16 protein-coding genes and 2 pseudogenes are annotated in these 20,288 nt (G+C 44.5%); 4 read left to right on the top strand and 14 right to left on the bottom strand.

The annotated features are described in order from the left end of the window. Window positions 1-190: 190 nt before the first annotated feature. Window positions 191-1,330: pseudogene (locus ACR1R9_RS27650) on the bottom strand (5-methyltetrahydropteroyltriglutamate--homocysteine S-methyltransferase). 165 nt (window positions 1,331-1,495) lie between these two features. Here ACR1R9_RS27650 and ACR1R9_RS27645 point away from each other — a divergent pair. Beyond that, a pseudogene (locus ACR1R9_RS27645) lies at window positions 1,496-1,831 on the top strand (SDR family NAD(P)-dependent oxidoreductase); the annotation flags it as partial. 98 nt (window positions 1,832-1,929) lie between these two features. Here ACR1R9_RS27645 and ACR1R9_RS27640 read toward each other — a convergent pair. From ACR1R9_RS27640 to ACR1R9_RS27620, 5 genes are all read right to left on the bottom strand, one after another. Beyond that, window positions 1,930-2,430 (bottom strand): GNAT family N-acetyltransferase, encoded by a 501-nt coding sequence (locus ACR1R9_RS27640; RefSeq protein ID WP_433922261.1) that lies wholly within the window; start codon window positions 2,428-2,430, stop codon window positions 1,930-1,932. Window positions 2,431-2,563: 133 nt separating this feature from the next. Further along, entirely contained in the window at window positions 2,564-4,417 is a 1,854-nt protein-coding gene (locus ACR1R9_RS27635) for a hypothetical protein (RefSeq protein WP_433922262.1), read from the bottom strand. An 11-nt stretch (window positions 4,418-4,428) separates the two neighbouring features. Then, window positions 4,429-6,720: a glycosyltransferase family 2 protein gene (locus tag ACR1R9_RS27630; protein WP_433922263.1), complete on the bottom strand. Its 2,292-nt coding sequence runs from the start codon at window positions 6,718-6,720 to the stop codon at window positions 4,429-4,431. Beyond that, complete coding sequence (locus ACR1R9_RS27625) at window positions 6,720-7,817, bottom strand: glycosyltransferase (protein ID WP_433922264.1); 1,098 nt, start codon at window positions 7,815-7,817, stop codon at window positions 6,720-6,722. The genes ACR1R9_RS27630 and ACR1R9_RS27625 overlap by 1 nt, the downstream gene beginning before the upstream one ends. Window positions 7,818-8,049: 232 nt before the next feature. Next, on the bottom strand, window positions 8,050-8,583 hold the full coding sequence (locus ACR1R9_RS27620; protein ID WP_433922265.1) for a YceI family protein: 534 nt from the start codon (window positions 8,581-8,583) through the stop codon (window positions 8,050-8,052). Between the two features lie 226 nt (window positions 8,584-8,809). On the opposite strand from ACR1R9_RS27620, the gene ACR1R9_RS27615 reads away from it, so the two are divergent. Continuing rightward, window positions 8,810-9,532, top strand: a complete 723-nt coding sequence (locus ACR1R9_RS27615; protein WP_326066649.1) for a YheC/YheD family protein — start codon at window positions 8,810-8,812, stop codon at window positions 9,530-9,532. Window positions 9,533-9,617: 85 nt separating this feature from the next. On the opposite strand, the gene ACR1R9_RS27610 is transcribed toward ACR1R9_RS27615, so the two are convergent. The 4 genes from ACR1R9_RS27610 to ACR1R9_RS27595 form a co-directional block, all read right to left on the bottom strand. Continuing rightward, window positions 9,618-9,956, bottom strand: coding sequence for a hypothetical protein (locus ACR1R9_RS27610; protein ID WP_076287210.1), 339 nt, complete (start codon window positions 9,954-9,956; stop codon window positions 9,618-9,620). A 203-nt stretch (window positions 9,957-10,159) separates the two neighbouring features. Next, window positions 10,160-12,283 carry a 5'-nucleotidase C-terminal domain-containing protein gene (locus ACR1R9_RS27605; protein ID WP_175380699.1) on the bottom strand — a complete coding sequence of 708 codons (2,124 nt, stop codon included), beginning with the start codon at window positions 12,281-12,283 and terminating at the stop codon, window positions 10,160-10,162. Window positions 12,284-12,467: 184 nt separating this feature from the next. Then, window positions 12,468-13,730: a polysaccharide deacetylase family protein gene (locus ACR1R9_RS27600; RefSeq protein ID WP_433948857.1), complete on the bottom strand. Its 1,263-nt coding sequence runs from the start codon at window positions 13,728-13,730 to the stop codon at window positions 12,468-12,470. Between the two features lie 33 nt (window positions 13,731-13,763). Then, window positions 13,764-14,423: a hypothetical protein gene (locus tag ACR1R9_RS27595; RefSeq protein WP_246317866.1), complete on the bottom strand. Its 660-nt coding sequence runs from the start codon at window positions 14,421-14,423 to the stop codon at window positions 13,764-13,766. Between the two features lie 396 nt (window positions 14,424-14,819). Here ACR1R9_RS27595 and ACR1R9_RS27590 point away from each other — a divergent pair, with 396 nt between their 5' ends. Together ACR1R9_RS27590 and ACR1R9_RS27585 are read left to right on the top strand one after the other, a co-directional pair. After that, window positions 14,820-15,797, top strand: coding sequence for a YndJ family transporter (locus tag ACR1R9_RS27590; protein WP_433922267.1), 978 nt, complete (start codon window positions 14,820-14,822; stop codon window positions 15,795-15,797). A 172-nt stretch (window positions 15,798-15,969) separates the two neighbouring features. Continuing rightward, window positions 15,970-16,419: a HEAT repeat domain-containing protein gene (locus ACR1R9_RS27585; RefSeq protein WP_433922268.1), complete on the top strand. Its 450-nt coding sequence runs from the start codon at window positions 15,970-15,972 to the stop codon at window positions 16,417-16,419. Window positions 16,420-16,876: 457 nt separating this feature from the next. Here ACR1R9_RS27585 and rlmH read toward each other — a convergent pair whose 3' ends face one another. The 4 genes from rlmH to ACR1R9_RS27565 form a co-directional block, all read right to left on the bottom strand. After that, window positions 16,877-17,356 (bottom strand): 23S rRNA (pseudouridine(1915)-N(3))-methyltransferase RlmH, encoded by a 480-nt coding sequence (rlmH, locus tag ACR1R9_RS27580; protein ID WP_053781980.1) that lies wholly within the window; start codon window positions 17,354-17,356, stop codon window positions 16,877-16,879. Between the two features lie 300 nt (window positions 17,357-17,656). Continuing rightward, the gene (locus ACR1R9_RS27575; RefSeq protein ID WP_063870633.1) at window positions 17,657-17,824 is read right to left on the bottom strand and encodes a CxxH/CxxC protein; all 168 of its coding nucleotides are present in this window, start codon (window positions 17,822-17,824) and stop codon (window positions 17,657-17,659) included. Between the two features lie 324 nt (window positions 17,825-18,148). Further along, a complete protein-coding gene (locus ACR1R9_RS27570) occupies window positions 18,149-18,670 on the bottom strand; it encodes a hypothetical protein (RefSeq protein ID WP_433922269.1) in 522 nt (173 codons plus the stop codon). A gap of 298 nt (window positions 18,671-18,968) precedes the next feature. After that, window positions 18,969-20,246: a S1C family serine protease gene (locus ACR1R9_RS27565; protein ID WP_063567361.1), complete on the bottom strand. Its 1,278-nt coding sequence runs from the start codon at window positions 20,244-20,246 to the stop codon at window positions 18,969-18,971. Window positions 20,247-20,288 lie beyond the last annotated feature (42 nt).

The raw sequence follows: 20,288 nt of genomic DNA, 5'->3' as shown, positions 1-20,288 counted from the left end.
ATGCCCTTATCTATAATAGCATTGTATCTCATTTAACTACCTATATAATATGAAAATTTGAAATAAACGAGTCCCAACAACATAAACCCATTAATGGTCATACTAGGGCACGGCTCAAAATGCAAATTAGCCGTACGGATCAATGTCCGTACGACTAATTTCGGTTGAAAATATGCTTTCAGCTTATGGACTATTTCCAGAGCTCTTCAGCAATTTCTTTAATAAACGCAAGCTTCTGCCATTGCTGCTCTTCTGTCAGATGGTTTCCTTCTTCCGTGGAAGCGAATCCGCATTGCGGGCTCAGGCAAATCCGGTCCAGATCCACATATTGCTTCGCTTCTTCGATACGCTTCAGAATATCTTCCTTGTTTTCAAGCTCACCAAATTTGGAAGAGAACAGCCCAAGCACGACCTGTTGGTTGTCCTTCAGGAAACGAAGTGGTTTGAAATCGCCTGCCCGTTCGGTATCAAACTCCAGATAGTAACCGGAGTAGTTATCAATGTTCAGGAGCGTTTGCGCGATCGGCTCATAACCTCCACCAACACCTGCATATGTCGAAACGTAATTCCCACGGCATACATGTGTCGTTACGACGAGGTCCTCCGGCAAACCGGATACAACTTCCTCGTTCAACTTCGCAAGCTCGTTCGCATAATCGGCCACATTTACGCCAATCTGCTCCATGAATGCCATGAACTGCTGGTCGCAGAGTGCTCCCCACGTGCAATCGTCAATTTGAATGCTGCGGCAGCCCGCTTCATACAAAGCTAGAATTGCCTCTTTGTAAGCTTTAGCAATATCCGTAAGCAACTCTTCACGGTTCGGGTAAATGGCTTGCGTACTTTCTTTATTTTCTGCCCGGTCCAATTCAAACAGGAACTGTGCTGCAGCAGGAATGGATTAACGCGCAACGACGTCATCGCCAGCAACGCTTTTTAAGAATGCATAATGTGAAACAAACGGATGGCTACTGAAACTTACTTTGCCCGTCAGACGTGCTGTTTCGGGTCTGGATTTCGCACCGTTAAACTCATAGCCTTGATCAATGATGGTCCGGTCAACACCGTCAAGTCCCCAGAAGAAGTCCAGATGCCACCAAGAGCGACGGAATTCCCCGTCCGTTACAGCTTGAAGGCCAACTTCTTTTTGTTTTTGCACGAGCTTCACAATTTCAGCGTTTTCTACTTCCTCTAGTTGCCAAGAAGTAATTTCACCGTTTTGGTATTTCGCTCTCGCCTCTTTCAACGTGCTTGGGCGCAAGAAACTGCCTACAATATCATATCGAAATGGAGTGACGGTCCGCTGTTTAGGTTCTGTTTGAATGCTCATCGTTTAATCTCCCCGTAAATTAATTATAAGATTAAATATAACATATCCGATCGGATTTAATGTTCTATGAATGGGCTATAGCAGGTTATAGTTATAAGCTATAACTGAGTCCGATTTTCCTTTACCCGTGAGGTATATCCCTATCCTAAAGAGAAATTTAATTACGCTCCTTTTCATCTATCCATGCTGTTCGCTCCTTATCTTGCAACCAAAGCGGTACTTCACTCCTTTACAATCAGCCTGAGACACCAGCTTTCGGATACATCTGTAGAGGTCATTGAAGTTGCTCCTCCGGCAGTAAGTACAGATCTGGGTGGAGCAGGATTGCATACGCATGGAGAACCATTGGATGTTTTTGCAGATGGAATTTTCGAAGGATTACAGGAGGGTCATAAGGAAATTGGATATGGTACTTCTGTTGCTCGCTTACGTATGTCCCGAGATGAAGTCGATGAATACGCAGAAAATATGTATAACGCAACGAAAAACTTCATTGAATAACTCGCCTATGAGACACCGTGTGACTCACCCGTTTCTCTGTATATTAACAAAGAGGCCATTCCAGCTACGGAACGGCCTCTTTAAATTTTATATAAAACTCATGTATCTACTAACCTTGAATACATATGGAGATCGTTAAATGTTCCTTCTAATGTGAAACGGAGCTTTTGTAAGAGCTTTATCGAATTCACATTTTCGGGATCAACCTTTGCTTCGACTCGGTTCAGTTTTAAAGATGAGAATGCATGATCTACCAAAGTAGAGACCGCCTCTAAAGCATATCCTCTTCCCCACGATGATTTAGCAATATCATATCCAATTTCTGCTTTTAAGTTGTCATAATCCAAAGAATTATAACCGCAAGAACCTATAATTTCGTTGGACTCTTTTTTAATTATGGAGAAACGGATAGCCTTACGATCTTGAGAGAGATCATCCAGAAGTTTGATCATTTCTTTCGCTTGCTCTACGTCAGTAAAACAACTAACATTCATAAATTTAGTAACCTCGGGATCAGACCAAACGGTGAACAAGCTCGAAGAATCCGACACCTTCATTTTTCTCAATTGTAAACGTTCTGTGTGTAACTCTGTAATCAATACTTTTACCTCCATTAGGATTTAATAGTTAGGTTTAAGATATTGATATCTGCGCATAGTTCAGTCCCTTCATTTCCAGGCTATTTACATTATACCAAGAATTTTGACCGAATCAGAATCCACTCTATAGATCTCAAGTCAGCGTAAGAATGATCTGTTCTCCGGAACGGGTAATCTTGTAGATCCCCTCCTGCATGTCAATGCCATAGTGCTTTTTCAGCAACCACTTTGCGTTACGATCCGTCTCCACGACGACCAGATAATCGTAGCCACTCAGGAGATTGTCCATATTATCCTCATAGAACAACACGATCCCGTCCACATGTGGAGCATACAAGAAATACTTCCCGACATACTGCATGTAATAATTCGTGACCTGCTGGTCTCTATCCGAGGCGTAGAACAGATATCTGTTGTTGTCCTCCTGCCCATCTTTATACCAGCGATCGCCGGTAACCGCATGGATTTTGTAAGGGAGCGTTGTATCGTAGGTTTTGGCAATCGAGACAATCCCGTTGTATTCCGATAAAAGGATGGTCGCCGCAATCGCCATACAGCCGATGATTCCTTTTTGATAGTGCCCCTTCGTCTCGACCGTCTTAAAGGCTTGATAATTAGGCACTTCACCAATCCGATAGTGGAATGAACGCTCCAGGTCGATTGCAGCACACAGCACCAGCCCGCCGGCGAACAGCACTACAATACTCGAGGCATAACGCTCAAAACCTGCCAGTACGATCGCCTCATCCATCGGCATGGAGAAGAGATACAGCGCCAGAATGCCTGCATAATACAGCAGCAATACAACATCCAGTGCAATCAGTGCTTTCCACAAATTCCACTTCTTCTTGAGCACCACATAGGCAAATATCGAAGCCGCAATCGCTACAATCTCGAAAATGACAATACCGATGACCGGCCGTGTCGTAATATCCGTACTCGATTTTAAGAACAGCCACAGAATCTCATGCATCTGCTCCGCCGTTTTGCCGGATTGAATCCCGGAAGTGGCCACATCGAATTTGTTATCGACGCCCTGAAACACCGTTGCCATCCGCCAGCTCCAGCTGAAGTATGGAATCAGTGAACCGCAGATGGTGCCAATAACAGCCAGCGCACTTTTCCAACTGAACTTTTGTTTGTGCTTTAGCCATGTATACACCAGGAAGATCAGGCTGATGGCTGCGAAAATAATGCCTGTGCTTTTAATGACTGTCAGCACACCTGCAAGTGGGAGCATGATGATACATGCTCGCTTGATATCATGACGATATTGGTATATGACCGTCAGGATGGCGAGCGCATAGATAGGAAGCAAGAAATCCACAAGCAGGTTGGTAATCCGAATCGTTAGGTTGAAGAAAGAGAGTGTAGATAACCCGAGTCCAAGAAATGCATACAGCAGAAAACGTTTCTTCTCGGATACGATACCAAACATGGCGTAAAAACAGGAAAAGATGAGCAGACCTTGTGCCAGGAGCATCACGGACTGGGAATGTCCCATGAAGCGACAGACGTAATAAATAAATGATGAGGTCCCTAGCGGATAATTTTTAAAATCAATTAGGTTCGAATCCGGTGTCGGAAAAGTATCTGTGCTGAGCATCTGCTTCAAGACAATCGCCCAGTGGGAAAAATTATCGTAGTGCGTTAGTTGATTTTGGAAGAGTACCAGCAAGAAAATGAACGTCCCTGCCAGGAATGAAAACTGGAATAAGGAAAAAGAAATGCGAAAGGATGCTCCTCGGCGCATTCCGAGAAACACCATACCTCCGTACAATAGTAATCCGACGAAAAGAAGGACAAGGCTGCCAATGTAGAGTTGCCCTGCCAAACCGCTAAGAAAGACAATACATGCTATGGAGGAAAACACAAATACAGGGATGAACTCCCAACGTATCGATAGTGCCTTTCGAACAAACTGCATGTAACCCATAAAGGAGAATATCAATAAAACTCCCATCACAAATTGAAGCAAATACAGCATATCTATCTCTCCTAACCCTCTCTGGTGAAACGCTCGGCATGTGGATGGGTCAAATCACTCAGCAATTGATCAATCAAACCGCGCTCCACGATATCATCAATATTCTCCACCGAGAGAAGCACTTCGCGACGATTGGCTGTTGTTTTCCCTGTATGCTGCAAGATGACTTCAATATTACTCTTCGTATAAAAAGTAACGATCTCTCCTGCCGTAATATCACCATGAAGACCCGTGGCGGAAAAGAAACGATAATTGAAGCTGCGCAGCGTACATCCAGCATGATTGGTGAAATGAACTGGAAGCTGAAGGGAAAGCCTCGGCATTTTTCGTTGATCCGATCTAGGTTGAACAATACGTTTTTTTACATTGCGAAGCATATCGTCGTAAGCCGTATCCCACAGGTTCATCTGCTCTGGCAATGAGTGTTTACGATCGTAGATGATTTGCATGTATTGACGGTTATCCGTCTCATCCATCGGCTGAACCGTAGCGGAATAACGCCAGCCTTCTCCATCCTGTTTCACATAAACAATGACCGCTTGAAGATTGGCCTCATACCGCTCGGATTTTACGACCAGAGAGATCGTCTTCTGTTCAGGTAGATAAATGGGATACGGCACATAAAAGGCAATACCTTGTTCAGATACATCTACTGTCTTGGCCTGATAGCGCAGATTCGTGTCCTGGTCGTGGATCATGACATCCTCCTGCGCCCGAATCCGCTCTGTCTCCCGATACGCACGACGCCCGATCATGAAGAACAGGGCATAACACAGCGCAATCATATTATGAATGAGCCAGAAAATAATGATACTGCTGAAGAACAGCGCGATGCCATATTTACCGTTAACGTACCGAATCACAGCCGCAATCGAAAGCAAAAGCAGGAAGATATGCGGAAGTGCATATAACAAAGCAGACATCCATTTCCGACCGTTCGCTCTGCTTTTATTCGTAACCTTGAATTTTTTCTCGCGGATGCCCAGCGTTTCAAGGAGAACCGGCCATATCAGATAAGGCATAAATATCGTATCAATAACCTGACTCCAGCGCTGATTCCGAATATTGCTCGACAGATAACGCATCGATACACTGTAGAAGAAATAGGACGGAAGCCAGAATATTAAGATTTGCCAGAAGGTTGTGTTTACAATCTTGAAATCAAACAATGCAAATAAAATAGGAGCCAGAATGAAAATCAAACGGTTAAAGAAGGACCACCAGTATAAGAAACTGCTTAAATAGGTTACCCTCGTCCAGAAAGGAAGCTTCTCGGATATAGGAGCACGTGTATTCTGCAGGCTCTGAATAATTCCCCTTGCCCAGCGTATTCTCTGCTTAATCATGCTCGGGACTGTTGTTGTCGTCTGCCCGGCAGCTTGAACCTCTTGAGTCGCATAGGTAATATAGCCTTCCTGCTGTAGGCGGATGCTTGTCTCAAAGTCCTCGGTGATTGTGTTCAGCGGAAAACCGCCGATGTCTTCCATGCCTTGCCGGGAAATGATCGTATTACTTCCGGTATAGGCTACCGCATTCGAGGCATTACGCAGAATGTTCACTTCTCTGGAGAAGAAATCCTGTTCATTCGGAATTCCTTGCTCTGCATACAAGTTAAACTGGAACAGATCCGGATTATAGAAGCTTTGAGGGGTCTGTACCAGCCCCAGCTTGAACTTTTTATCTATTTCATCCTCACGGCGAAGCCGCCATCTCCCGTTCTCTTCTATAAACGTGGAGAGCAGGAAATACGGGACGGTTTTCATCAAAAAGGTGTGTTGCGGGATCATATCTGCATCAAAGGTTGCAATGAGTGGAGAAGAGGTTTTGCTCAGGGCATTATTCAGGTTACCTGATTTGGCATGCTTGTTGCCGGGAAAACCCAGATATCCTACGCCAAACTGCTTCGCAAGCTCCTCCACCTCAGGTCGTGCTCCATCATCACACAGATAGATGTGAACCTTCTGCTTGTCAGGGTAATCCATGAACGTACAAGCATTGACGGTTTTATACAAAAGATCAACCGGCTCGTTATGGGTGGCAATGAACACATCCACATGAGGATAAAAATCGGGAGGGACGATGGGAAAGTCGAGCTGGGTACGTTCCTTTTGCATCTTTTGAAAAAACAATTCAAAGGTGGTCAGTACGGTTACCGTTTCAGCCACAATTAAGAGCATGCCGAAGATGACGTTCAGAACGCCTTCTCCCCATGGCAGTGTAAAGAACATCCGCCATAGCAAATAAATCGACATCAGGATCATGGTGATGACAAAGAAAATATGTTGTCTTTTTTCGTTTTGCACTACAGCTGCTTCCTCCTTGCTGCAAATACCCATCTTCGCTGCAATTGAAAACTGAGCAGGAACAGCAAGGCATCACAGACAAATTTCGCGATTTTCTCATCCACGAAGAAAATCGTATGGAACAAATATACCCCCGTACTGGAAAGCACAATCACGAAACCGCACAACGTCAAATAACGCCATAGACTGCCCTGACTATCCTCTTTGCGGAATACAAAGTGCCTATTCAGTACATAGTTGACGACAATAGAGATAATTCTCGCAATCACGGTTGCGAGCAGAATTCTTAGATAATCCTGCTGACCCAATATAGGCCGCAAAAAGTCGATCAAAAACCATGCAATTCCCAAATCGACGACAGAACTCGCAACGGAAGAGGAAATAAACCGCAGGAAGTTGGAGAACAGCACACCCATTACCCGAGCGCTGTCCTGAACCGCTTTAAAGTGTGTGCCTGCATTTCCATTCTCATAGATGACTTGAATTGGCATGGTATGAATCGGTATACCGGACTGAATGCACGAGATGAGCATCTGCAGCTCATATTCAAAACGAGTGCCACGAACATCTTGCATGAAAGCAAGCAGCCCGGGGCCAAAGGCTCGAAGCCCTGTTTGGGTATCTGAAAGTTTCTTGCCGTAGAGCATAGCAAAAATAAAGGACGTCATTCGATTGCCCAGCAAAGATTTCGGCGGTATGCCTCCCTCACTGAAGTTCCTTACCCCGAGAACCAATGCATCAGGGTGCTGTCTGGCTTCTTTGGCAAGTCTGTATACATCCTCTGCTGCGTGCTGCCCATCTGAGTCCGCAGTGACGACGAACGAAGACGCACCGAACTGCTGTCCGATATACTTAAATCCGGTCTTAAGTGCAGCACCCTTTCCCAGATTTTCCGCATGCCGAAGCAAGACACACCCGTTCTCACTCAGCTCTTCGAAAATCGATTGATACGCCTCACCAGATCCGTCGTCCACAATGACAATATGGGTCAAGCCATATTCTCGCAATTGCCGTACATAGGCTAGAAGTCTCTCATCTGGCTCAAGCGATGGAATAAGGATGATCGTTTTGCCGTCTTCACTTTTATCTATAATCATCCTAGTTAAGCCTCAATTCGACATATTTTCACAAATTCTTTTTGAATACTGTGAGTATAACATCGAAAGAGTATACAGTAAACGAACAACTTGTATATATTTTGGTAAAAAAGTTGTATACATATTCGCATTAATGTATAGCCAAAAAATACTAGAAATAGGACTGTGGTATACACAACGAAAAACTCGCCATAATTATGGCGAGTGCATGTTCAGATATCATGTAACAATGCTATTCTATTCGAATTGCTTCGATATAAAGCTCGATGTTCACTTCATTTCCAACGACAATTCCACCCGTTTCCAGAGGCGAATTAAAGCTCAAGCCAAATTCATTACGATCGATACTGGCAGTCGAATGAAACCCCACACGTTCCCTGCCTCGAGGGTCTTTATTAAACCCTTCAAAAACGGTATGAAAAGTGATAGGTTTTGATACTCCATGCAGCGTTAGATTGCCTGCAAGTTCATATTGCCGCTCGCCAGCAAGAACGCAGTTGGTGCTTTGAAACGTAATCGCTGGATACTTGGCAGTATGAAAGAATTCTTCGCTCTTAAGATGTTCATCGCGTTGCCGCTGGCGAGTTGTGATACTATTTGTGTCGATGGAAGCCTGAATCCCCATAGTTGCTACATCCTTGGGGTCAAAACTTATAACCGCTTCGAACTGCTCGAATACACCTTTGATTTTATTAATCATTAAATGCGTCACCGAAAACTCAACAGAGCTGTGGTCCGGATCCACTTCCCATTTGACATTGCTCATAAATAAATTCCACCTCTATAATCATATGATGAGAAAGGTCGCCCCTTCTCCAAAGCACTGCGCTATTCGCATGTTCTTAATATACAAAAGGGCTACTGACAACGTAATGTCAGTAGCTTTTTTGCGTTCTAGCTTTTCTCATAAAATATAGACGAATGGCCGCTTATGCTGATCCCTAATTTGAATTAGAATTACCGTAGAAGTCTGGAAAAAGGCTGTGATTCCAATGTTAATCAAAAGAGATAAATGGCTGCAGTATCGCATTCTCCGCAATGCGTCCTCTCTCGCCGGACGGTTACCTGAAACACAGCTACTTAAAAAGGACACTTTAACGAAAGTGCTGCTTCAATATCAAAGCATCGTACTGAAACCTCGTAACGGAAGTTATGGAAGAGATATTATTTTTATCAAACGGAACGGTGTAAGAACCTATCGTATTCAAAATGAAAATAATGTGGTCATCATGAGAGACACCAACAAGGTACTTCAATGGCTCCACAAAAGAAATAAAAGTCATGGATACATTGTCCAAAAACGTCTGTATCTTGCCCAAATTGGGCACAAACCGTTCGACATTCGAATCATTGTTCAGCGCAAAAAAGGCTCTTCAGCCACTTGGAACGTTACCGGCTCCTACGCTAAAGTTGCGGCGCAGGGGTATCTGGTCACGAATGTGACTAGCCGCACCATTCCAGTGCTGGAGGCTCTCAAATTAGCTCGAATCGAAGATCGCAGCTTGCTTGTCAAAGCGGAACACATTGCACTATCAGCTGCCAAACGACTGGGAGAGCGTTACCCTAAGCTTAGACAAGTCGGGTTCGATATAGGTATCGACAGGAAACTTCGAATTTGGATTATTGAAGGTAATTATAAACCGGACCTACGGCCTTTCCAGCTTTTGAAAGATTCCTCAATGCATCGCAAAATATTATGGTACAAGAAACATTAAAGCAAAAAAAGAGACGACCGGCCTTTTTCTACGGCCAGTCGTCTTTTTAGGTTAAGTTTGATGCTTATGATGATCGCTTCAGTTATTACTTGCGGCGTCTCGTGGCACTAGTAACACGTGTCACTTGGAACTTATTTACCCCTACCTGTATAATGGCAAACTGGCTGTAAGAAGTACCGGAAGAAGTATACGGCTCGGCTTCAATATTCCCACTTGGCGTTCTAACCGTTGCGGTGATTCTAGTCAACAAACAAGCCCCACGACTGGAAGCTCTCCAAGTCTCGTCACGCAGAACACTATAGTTGTCGTCACTACAAAAGATGGATGCATATTCAACTTTTCCAGACGCATTAAACGAAGTAGAGTTATAGATCTGAACAGGGTCATAACCACCTCTTGGTCCTCCAGGTCTTCTATTTCCCATTATCAAAACCTCCTTATTATTGATAGTTTTATTAAATGCACTTCAAATGTTTTGGTAAGGTATAAATGTGGACAAGGAACAAAAAGTGCGTTTGTCCGGTGGTTGCAAGGACAGGGCATCTCATCGTGATGTATCTCAAAACAAAAAAAAGAACCACCCGCGTTGTTACACAGGTGGTTCGAGAATGATAGATTCTTTTTAAATTATGAAGCTTTTGCTGCAACAGCTTTTTGAATTAAAGCTTTTGCATCGTTAGTAGAAAGACCTTGTTTAGGTTGAAGCAGGTTTTTCTCTGCTGCACTAAGAATACCTTTGTCAATCAGTTTTGCCATAGATTTCACCGCATAGGTAGAAACGGTTTTGCCATCTTCAAAACCTGCAATGATCGTAGCCGCATTTTTATCAGATGCTTGATCTTTCAGCAATTTAGCAAGAATGGTAGCTGCTTCTTCACGAGTGATATCACGATCAGGGTTGAAGTTACCACCGTAACCTTGAATGAATCCAGCATGAGTCGCTTCAGCGATTGCATCTGCATATGAAGCGTTAGCAGCAACATCCTTGAATGCAGGTGCTGTAGCTACTTCGTTCAGTTTCAACAGGTCTACAAGAGCACTTACAAATTCAGCACGGGAAATGAATTCTGTTGTTGCAGGTGTTTCGGTTTCCTCTGTAGATGCAGCTAGATTCGTGATACGTCCTTCGATTTTAGCCACAATGTCAGCGCCTTTATACGTATCTACAATGTACTGGTAGAATACATCCAGATCGATAGGGCCAGCCAAGGATGATTTAGCATCTACTAGCACTTTATAGTTATCTCCACCTGCAGCCATAAAGTTGTTAACTACAGCTGTATATGTTTTTGCAGGATCAATAGGTGTGCCATCTTCCAGACTAAGGCTAGTAACACGTTCTGCAACTGGCTTGTTGAAGTCTGCAGTATATTTCAAACCAGAGATCTGTAGAGTTTTTGTGTTTGGTGTACCGTCAGCGTTGGTACCCCATTGTTGCTGCAACAACGTTTTAATTTGTTCGCCAGTCAACTCCAGTTTCACTAGAGTATTGCCAAAAGGTTGGATTTTAGCAAGATCAGCAAAGGTCACATCGCCTTTTGGCAAATCCGCACGAATACCACCTGGATTCATAAATGCAAAGTCAGCAGCACTTGCCTTATCCCCAAAGTCTGCTTCACGCATTGAATCTGCAATGAGGTTGCCCAGAGCAGCTTCGTTATTATAAGCATCTGTGCGGGTAACAGAACCATCCGTTGTACCAACTGGCTTAGTCAACTCAGGATGCTTGTCTAATGATTTTTTAATAATAGCCAACGTTTCAGGGTCTTCTTTTACACCCTCTTGGAAAGTCGTTGTAACGGTAGCTGATTTCTCCGTTACATCCCCAGTAGCAGGGTCAATCATCAATTTAATATCTTCAAATGCCGTACCATAAGAGAACGCTTGAACGATCAATTTTCCATTCACTTCACCGTTAGCCAAGGCATGATTGTCACCTGCGACGATAACGTCAACAGGGGAATCTGCTGGCAAAGCTTTTGCTAAATCAGCCGCTTCTCCAGTGGTTACGCCTTCTTTGGTTGTTGCTGGATCATGTGCCAAAACGATGATCGTTTCTACACCTTGATCTTGCAATTCTTTTGCATATTTATTAACGGCTTCAACTTCTTCTTCTGCGCTTAAGAAACGCACACCAGCTGTCCCAGATGGGGATACTTTGGCAGGTGTGGATTTCGTCACTAATCCGATGAATCCGATTTTGACTCCGCCTACTTCTTTAATAACATACGGCTTAATCAATGTTTTGCCAGTGGCAGTTTCAATGACGTTTGCATTGACGTAATCAAATTTTGCACCAGCATGAGTTACTTTGCCTTCTTTTGGATCAAGGCCACCAAAGATTTGTGCCTTCAAGGCAGCGATACCTTGGTCGAATTCATGATTGCCTAGAGAACCTACATCAAAGCCCATCATATTCATCCATTCCATGGTAGGCTCGTCACGATCGAGAGATGAGACTGGAGCAGATGCACCCACAGAGTCTCCATTATGGAAGAGTAGGGAATGTTCATATTTTGCTTGAGCTTCTTTTAAGTAGGTTGCTAGAATTGGAGCCGTTCCTGCCTTTTTATCACTAACGATCGATGTGGTATCTAACTGACCATGGAAGTCATTGATACCAATCAAGTGTACTTCTACATCTTTGCCTGCGGCAGAGACAGAACCCGCTGCGCCCAATAGTTGGGTGAGTAATAGTGCAGCAGTTGCCACACGAATTGTGCTTTGGCCCAGAACTTTTTTCCAATACATGAATTAACAAAACCCCTCTCCAATTATAGATCCTGAAATATTTTACCATAGTTCAATTCATAAAAGTCGTAGAATATATTAAATGGATGTAAAAAATTTAAAGATTGATAGAGAAAGGACATACCTGTATCTGGATTTTAACCAAAGTTAGTTCTTGGGGTTTCAATCTGTTCTGAGGTCTATTTTATTTGAAGATGACGAATTTTAAATTTTTTTCTTTTAAGTGTTTAAGAATAGCCGGAAGTGCTTCTAATGTGTTTTTGTTCTCATGCAGCACATATACTCCGCCAGCAGCTTCGACCTGATGAAAGTATCGAATAATATCCTCTGGCTTCTTCGCATTCCAGTCCTCTGGATCTCGATTCCAGAGAAGGGTCTTCATATTCAACTTCTTAACCTCGGAGACAAGTTTGTTGTTAACTGCACCGTATGGTGGACGGAACAAAGTAACCGTTTTATGCGTCAATGATTCCAGAACGCTGTTTGTCTTCGACAAGCTCTCGCTCTGATCCTGTGGGGTGTCCTTTGGAAGCAAACTGTGATCCCAGGAATGATTCCCAATCGCCATTCCATGTTCACTCGCATAGATAACAGCATCTTGATTGGGTCCCACCTTCTGCCCCACGAACAGGAATGTCGCCGCTACCTTCTGTTCTGTCAGAATGTCCACAAACTGCTTCGTGAGTGTGGAAGGTCCATCATCAAAGGTTAAAGCCACATATTCCTTCGGTAAACCAAAGAAAGACTCCTCTTTATCAATGTCGATGACTTCAAAGGATTCGTGATTACTGTCAGGCTGATCGGATACGTATGATAGGACGATAGGATTTGTTCTGGCAGCCGTAACTGAAGTTTCCGTTTTGTATGGTTCACTTATAGCTGTAAGCACCATCGGCGCTTCAAAATCATCGTCTTTTTCCCCAGCCATCGCCACCCCGACTGATCCGCTAAACGTATTTGCAGAATCGTCATTCCCCTTCGAAGTGATAGATAGAACAATCAGAAAGCCGATAGTTACCAGGGACAGAATCAAAATTTTGGGCATGTGTGCAGACAATTGCCGCAGGAGTTGTGTCCGTTGCTGAGCGGGTTCCGCTACTCTGTCTTCCACTGGAACGGGCGGAAGGTTCCTGATCCGCTTAATTTCATTTATGTATGCTTCGCTGCATGCAAAATACTGCACATCCCGGGAAACTTCTGTAGTTCTAATTATGGAACTATAAAAGGTATTTCGGTATGGATCCCACTTGGAATAGGGAGAGAGTCTGATCCTGTCTCCATTTAGTGGCTTCAACATTTCAAGCCCAATATATGTAAACTCGTCAATATTAATTTCGTATATAGCTTGCCTATCCTCTTGGGACACTGCGACCGTGATTTGATTTACACCATCCGAGGTCTTCCCAAGCGATAACAGCTCCATTACCTGCGTAATGTATGTCTCCATACCATTCGTCCTCTCTTCCGATCAGCAATGACTTTAATCGATTGGAGATTCCTCGGTTGTTCCTGCGTTCGATGCAAACGGAGATGTCAATCTGTTAGTAAAGTCATTTACAACATTAAGCAAATGCGTTTTCTCCTGGCGAAGAGCATCGAATTTCTGTTTCATTTGAGTGAGCTCGGATTCATATCTTACATTCTTCTCCTCAAGCTCGCTGATTCTCTTATTCTTATCGGTAATCATCTCATTGTGCTTCTGAAGCAGGCCGGCATAATTCTGGCGTTCAAGCTCAATTACACCTTTAAGCTCCTCATTTTGACCAGACATAGTGGATTGAAGCTCCCGAAAGTCTTCCATTATTTGATCGACCTTCAGATTCTTATCGGCCAGCTTTCGCTCCAGCTCCAAAATGCTCTTCTCGCGTTCCTCAATGACCTTGCCCAAGTTCTTTAGGTCTCTGTTCAAACGATCGTTTTGTCCGTTCGAATGGTTTAATCGATCCTGCAAATCATTATGACTCATTTCGACATGCTGCTTGTCCTTAATCATCTGCTCTACGGCGAATACCAGATCAAGCGAGCTCTTATCCATAAGACCCTTATTGATTAAAACAGAACTTGAGGGCTCTTCCTTCACCTCGGAAGGAGTCAAATTTAGCGACACTTCCTCTTGTGGCTCGTCCAAGTCCCTCCTCATGTCAAGGTCCTCTCTCGATTGCTGCTGCTCAAGTCTACTCTTCTTCTTTTGGAACGGTGAAAACATATATTAAATCACCTTTTCTAGGATAATGTTGATAAATGTCGATTTATGGCATATAACCGCATATTTATTATCGGAAATTTACCTTTATTTTTTAATATATTCGATAAATAAACATCAGAACGCAGAAAAAAGAGACGCGGACATCACTCCAGCGTCTCTTAGGGCTATTTTCCATGACTCCATCAACCGCAGTAAGATAAGCTTATTTTCATATATTGACAAATTAATGTGTTAGACTACTAAAAGAAGAATTGCCGATCCATACTAAAGAACACCTCACAACTGGATGCAGGCAGTTACTACGATAAACGTAGTTAGAAAGGAAACCCCATGAATCGTTCCTTGAAGCAACTAATGAAATCATTATTAGCACCAGCGTTCCCCGGTGGAATCATAACCATTCTGATATTTTATCTTGATTACTTTCAATTCGAACTTGTTGAAAAGTTTCTACTGTTTGCGGCTTTCGTCATTGTACCTCTTGTGATTTTACTTATGAACCATGACGAAAAGAATAAACATCAACGAATGGTTTATGCTGCTATGAAATGGCTCCAGTTTCCCGCTGCGCTTCTTACCCTAGCCTCGGTAATGAGTAGTAAGATGTGGGGGTTAGAAAGTACGACAATCCCAGGGATTCTGTCCCTTGGGTGGCTACTGTTCACACTGCTGCTTGGCATCTATGGCTTGACCACTATTATGATCTCTAAAGGAAAAGCAGCGGAATTAGCGATTGGTGCGGGGCTCGTTTATTTTTTTATCGGGGGCATTTGGTTTACCTTATATCAATATCATTTGAACCTCTTCCAAGCTAATCCTGCAACGCACGCATTAAGCTCAGTTCACTTTCATTTCTCATCTGCTATCGTTCCAATTTTTATTGGTGAACTTGGACGCATCATGACGAAGAAAAGCTGGTATCCCTGGGTCGTTGCCATCGATATCATCGGACCCATCTTGATTGCTATTGGTATGATTTTCTCCAAGCCAATTGAATACATTGGTGTCACTTTGTTCGCCTGTAATATTGTGATTTACACCGCTTATCTCCTTGCTTACTTGAGGAAAAACGCTTTGGATAATAAGGCGACCTTCTTTTTAGGCCTATCTTGTCTAGCCTTTTACACGGTTGCTGTGCTTTCCATTTTATATCCGCTACTAAAAAAGATATTTTTCTTAACCATACTTGATTTCATTCCCGTTTACGGATCTCTGCATGCATTTGGTTTTGTTTTATGTGGACTGATTGGTTGGGTGTACACTGTAGACTTCATTAAGAGAAAAAAGATGGTCAAGGAGAATAGATAGGTTGATACATCTATATGAGTGACTACATACAAAAACATGAATTGGTGAATGTGATGTATAGGCTGTCAATCGGCTTCATAGGAGTAGTTTAGTCAGGTTCGTGCTATAATAGTGTTCACATAAATAACATTCATCATTCTGCCGAGATGGCGATGATTAAGGAGATTGAATTTTGACGAACAACCATGATATTGGAGCAGTTAACGAACTACCGGAAAACTTTGAAGAGCTCAAACGAGCGGCTAATCGGACGAGCTGGAGAGACAGACTAAATGCGGTGAACGAATTGGGGAACTGGGATACAGCCCCTACCATTAAGTTACTGCAGCATGTTTTGACAAATGATCAGGTGTTCCAGGTGCGTGAAGCTGCATATTTCAAGCTGAAGCAGTTGGATGAAGATGTTCAAATGCCTGCCAAAAACAAAGGTGAGCTGTTTAAAGGTCTTAACAAAATTTTGCTACGGATTAAAAAAAGCCTTCCTGAAGGTCACACATTTGAGCAATTTAAGGAAAAACTGCAAAAGACACGCCTGGATATTTATGATACTTACGAGGGCGACAAAGATGCTGAGTTCGATTCCTGGCTCCATAGAATTTGGGAGACACTAGGTAGAAAATAGCCGCCGTGCAGGCTACAATGTAGACTTTCACAGTCTCCATCGGGCTGATTTAACATTGTAACTTTAACTCGACCCTTTGCTTTATCACGATCGCTATTATACCGTTCACCGTATAATAGCCGAGTACAAAGCCACTCCAGAAAAATGGAGTGGCTTCTTTATTTCATATATTTGATTGTCACCAGATTTTACCTCACTCTTTAGCCCTTTGAAGTATGAATGCATTAACATTTTCTCTGAATGAATTCGAGTTCCATCTCTCAGGATTTATCTACTATAACTTGTCCTAGATGTAATTTTGTTTCTTGGATTACTCTTTGAATGGTTTCTCTTAGCTTTCTATATCCTCTACATCTGGCATTACATATTCCGTTGCTATACCGTCCTCTCGCAACCCTATCGTCGATACGCTGTAAATACAGGCTACAACGAGCTTTTTCGCAAAAAAAACTCGCCCCTACTTATGATACGGTTCATTCCGATTAATCTTCACTGCGCGATAAATCTGCTCCACCAGCACCAGCCGCATCAACTGGTGCGGCAGAGTCATGCGCCCGAAGCTCAAACGTTGCTTCGCGCGACGCAGCACCTCATCGGAGAGCCCATGGCTTCCTCCGATGACAAACACGACATGGCTCGTCCCATACGTGCCGAGCTTGTCGATCTCCATAGCCAGCTCCTCGGAACTCCAGAGCTGGCCATCCAACGCGAGCGCAACGACATGCGCCTCGCTCTTCACATGCGCGAGGATGCGTTCACCCTCGCGCTCCTTCACCGCCCGCACCTCAGCTTCGCTCAGGGTGTCGGGCGCTTTTTCGTCTGCGACCTCGATCATCTGAAACTTGATGTACGGGGCGAGCCGCTTGGCATATTCCTGAATGCCCAGCGTCAAATATTTTTCCTTCAGTTTGCCTACGCCAATAATCTGAATCAACATGAAGATTCATTCCTCCTAATCGTCCTGCGAGATAATCTATAAGTAAGATGCTAGCTACAACGCATCGTTTGTTCCAATAATTAAAGCTAACGAACTCCACACACATTAGCTAGCCCCATTTCAGCTCCTTTAAAATCTAAAGAGTCTGAGACACGCTATTACAGACAAAACACGCCAAAAACACAAAAAGAGCGCTCCGACACGCTCTCTTTGTTCCTTACCTGTGATGTTCATACCGGATGGCAGGCGAGCGAGTGCATCCATGACAGACGCACCAACTGCGGATGCCTACACAGTACGCTAGACGACCAGATACTCGGCCTTTTGTTCGCACTCGGCGCACTTCGCAGGCGGGTCCCAATCGGCAAATTCCGTCTCCTTTAGATCAACGATATCCGGAGCGTCCTCATACTCATCAACAAACATGTCGATGGCGATGTCCACGTGTTCTTTGCATACAACGTACATCCGTTCAAGCATCCTTTCTGTATCCAGCTATGCTCCCGATTCACAACCGCTTATCCATACAGGATAGCCACTTCTCTGTTCTATCACACCTGCCGCGGAAAAGAAACCCCTAGCCCCCATTTATCGTGTCCAACTTCCGTCAATCCTCTCATTTCAGCACAAAAAAAACCAAAAAAGCGTCACTTCTCGACACCCCGTTGGCATCCCAAAGTAACACTTCTCCAAATTCCGAATCTATCCCACTCATTCGTTACTATTCAGATTACCACACATATGAAATCCATCGTCCGATTGTATTCAATCCACCCTCAATAGATATCGGTCTTACTCCAGCCCCGACTGCGCCTTCGTCAGCAGCTTGCCGCCCTGGAATGCGATTACTGCATTGGCTCCCGAACCCCCGGTGCCCTTATAGTTGTAGACCACCATATTTTCCGCTTCGCTCAATGCCTCGCCTTCGCCGCCAAGGATATCGATAACTTCCTCCACCGCCATGCCGACCTCAAGCTTTTCATACTGGGCAAACGTAATCAGCACCCCATCGCCCTTTCCAGCCGATCCGTTGTTTCCCGAGCCAACAGGTGCTTTACCGCCAGGCTCATTCACCGCAATCACAGTGGAGCTCAGCTCCTCCAGCTTTTTCTCCAGATCCGCAATCTTTTTGTTCTGCTCACTATTCTTCTCGCTCTGGTCCGCAAGCTTCTTCTCCAGACCTGTAATCTTCTCCTGTAAACCACTAACATCAGCAGTCCCTGACGGGGACACCTCAGAAGTACATGCGGACAAAACAAACAGCGCAGATACCAGGCCTGTTCCCCCCAACATGGTTTTCATCAAACGTTTCATTGAATTAACCCCTTCCACTCCAGATTGAGAATACCGATCGACAAACAGATGTTACTCGCACAGCCGCCCATCACCAACACATTCCCAACAGTTTACCATAAATGAAACCCTCTATAACAGAGACTTTGGCTCTGGTCCTAACCTATCATTGGGAAACGACAAAATCCCCCCTGTAACCTTATGAATTTGGTTTATATGTAAATCAAGATTAGTGCAATAAAAAAGAGCGGATCAACGAGTTGATCGACTCTCTTTTATTACCCTGTTTCTGTGTGCCATGCACATGAGAGCAATTCTCTTACTCCGGTTTATCCGTGAGCTTCACCGACACCTTCTCAGCGTTGCCATCCCGGTAAAAGGTGATTTCAATCGTATCGCCGATCTTCTTCTTATCGTACAGATATTTCCGCAAATCAAGCGTAGAGGTAATTTTTTGCCCATCAAATTCCGTAATGACATCATTCAGCTTCATGCCCGCTTCGGATGCTGGACCGGACGCTTCCAGTACAACCACACCGCTGTCCACGTGGGATGGCAGCTTCAAGTCTTTACGCTGCTCGTCATCCAGTGGGGCGTACGGATTGCTCAGATCGACAGTATACACACCCAGATATGGACGAGATACTTTGCCATTCAGCAGCAGGGAATCGACTGTTTTCATCACTTCATTCATCGGAATCGCAAAGCCGAGGCCTTCAACGCCTGTATCCGAGATCTTCATCGTGTTGATGCCGACCAATTTGCCGTTAAGATCGGCCAACGCCCCGCCACTGTTGCCTTCGTTAATCGCCGCATCCGTCTGAATCACGTTTTGTTCCCAGTCGTACACACCATCCTGATTAATGGATACCGGCAAGATCCGATCTGTGTAACTCACAATACCGGATGTCAGTGTGCCACCAAGGCCGAGCGGATTACCGATCGCCAGCACCGTTTGACCGCGCTGAAGTTTGCTGGAATCACCAAGTTCTGCGGCCGGACCGATGCCCTTATCATCTTGCACAGACAATACCGCAATGTCACTCACCCGGTCTTTGCCCACCAGCTTCGCCTTATGCGTTTCCCCATCCACCGTTACAATCTCCAGATCACTCGCGCCTTCCACGACGTGATGGTTGGTCATGATGTAGGCTTTGCCATCTTCCTTCTTGAAAATGACGCCTGATCCCAGCGCGGAATCCTCCATCGACAGGCTGCTGCCCGTCTTATGGTTCACGATGCTCACCACGGAAGGGCGAACCTTCGCCGCTGCCTGGATAATCCGGTCATACGGATCAGCCGCCTGCGCTGTCTGTGTACCGCCTCCGCCGTTCCCTGCAGCGTTCGCCAGAGGTAATGATGCAGGCTGCATGATAAAGCTGAACAGCGTAACGGTCACGATGGAGCTGATTACCGAACTGATCACGGCTACCTTGACCGTGGAGCTAAAGCCCGAGCGTGACTTGCGTGGATTCTGCCAGCGGTCCCGTCCTCTGCCCCTGCCTCCAGGGCGAATGATCTGAAGTTTACCTTTCTGTTCAGGTTCGGCGCGTCTTGATACTTTGGTTGAATAAAAATCGTCTCCAAACAATCCCATCGTGATCCTCTCCCCTTCGTTGTCACGCATCAAGACCCTGAC

The sequence above is a fragment of the Paenibacillus taichungensis genome, assembly GCF_050994985.1.
Classification (GTDB): Bacteria; Bacillota; Bacilli; order Paenibacillales; family Paenibacillaceae; genus Paenibacillus; species Paenibacillus taichungensis.
Note: the sequence above shows the minus strand (reverse complement) of the source record. Positions and strands in the feature narration are given on the sequence as shown.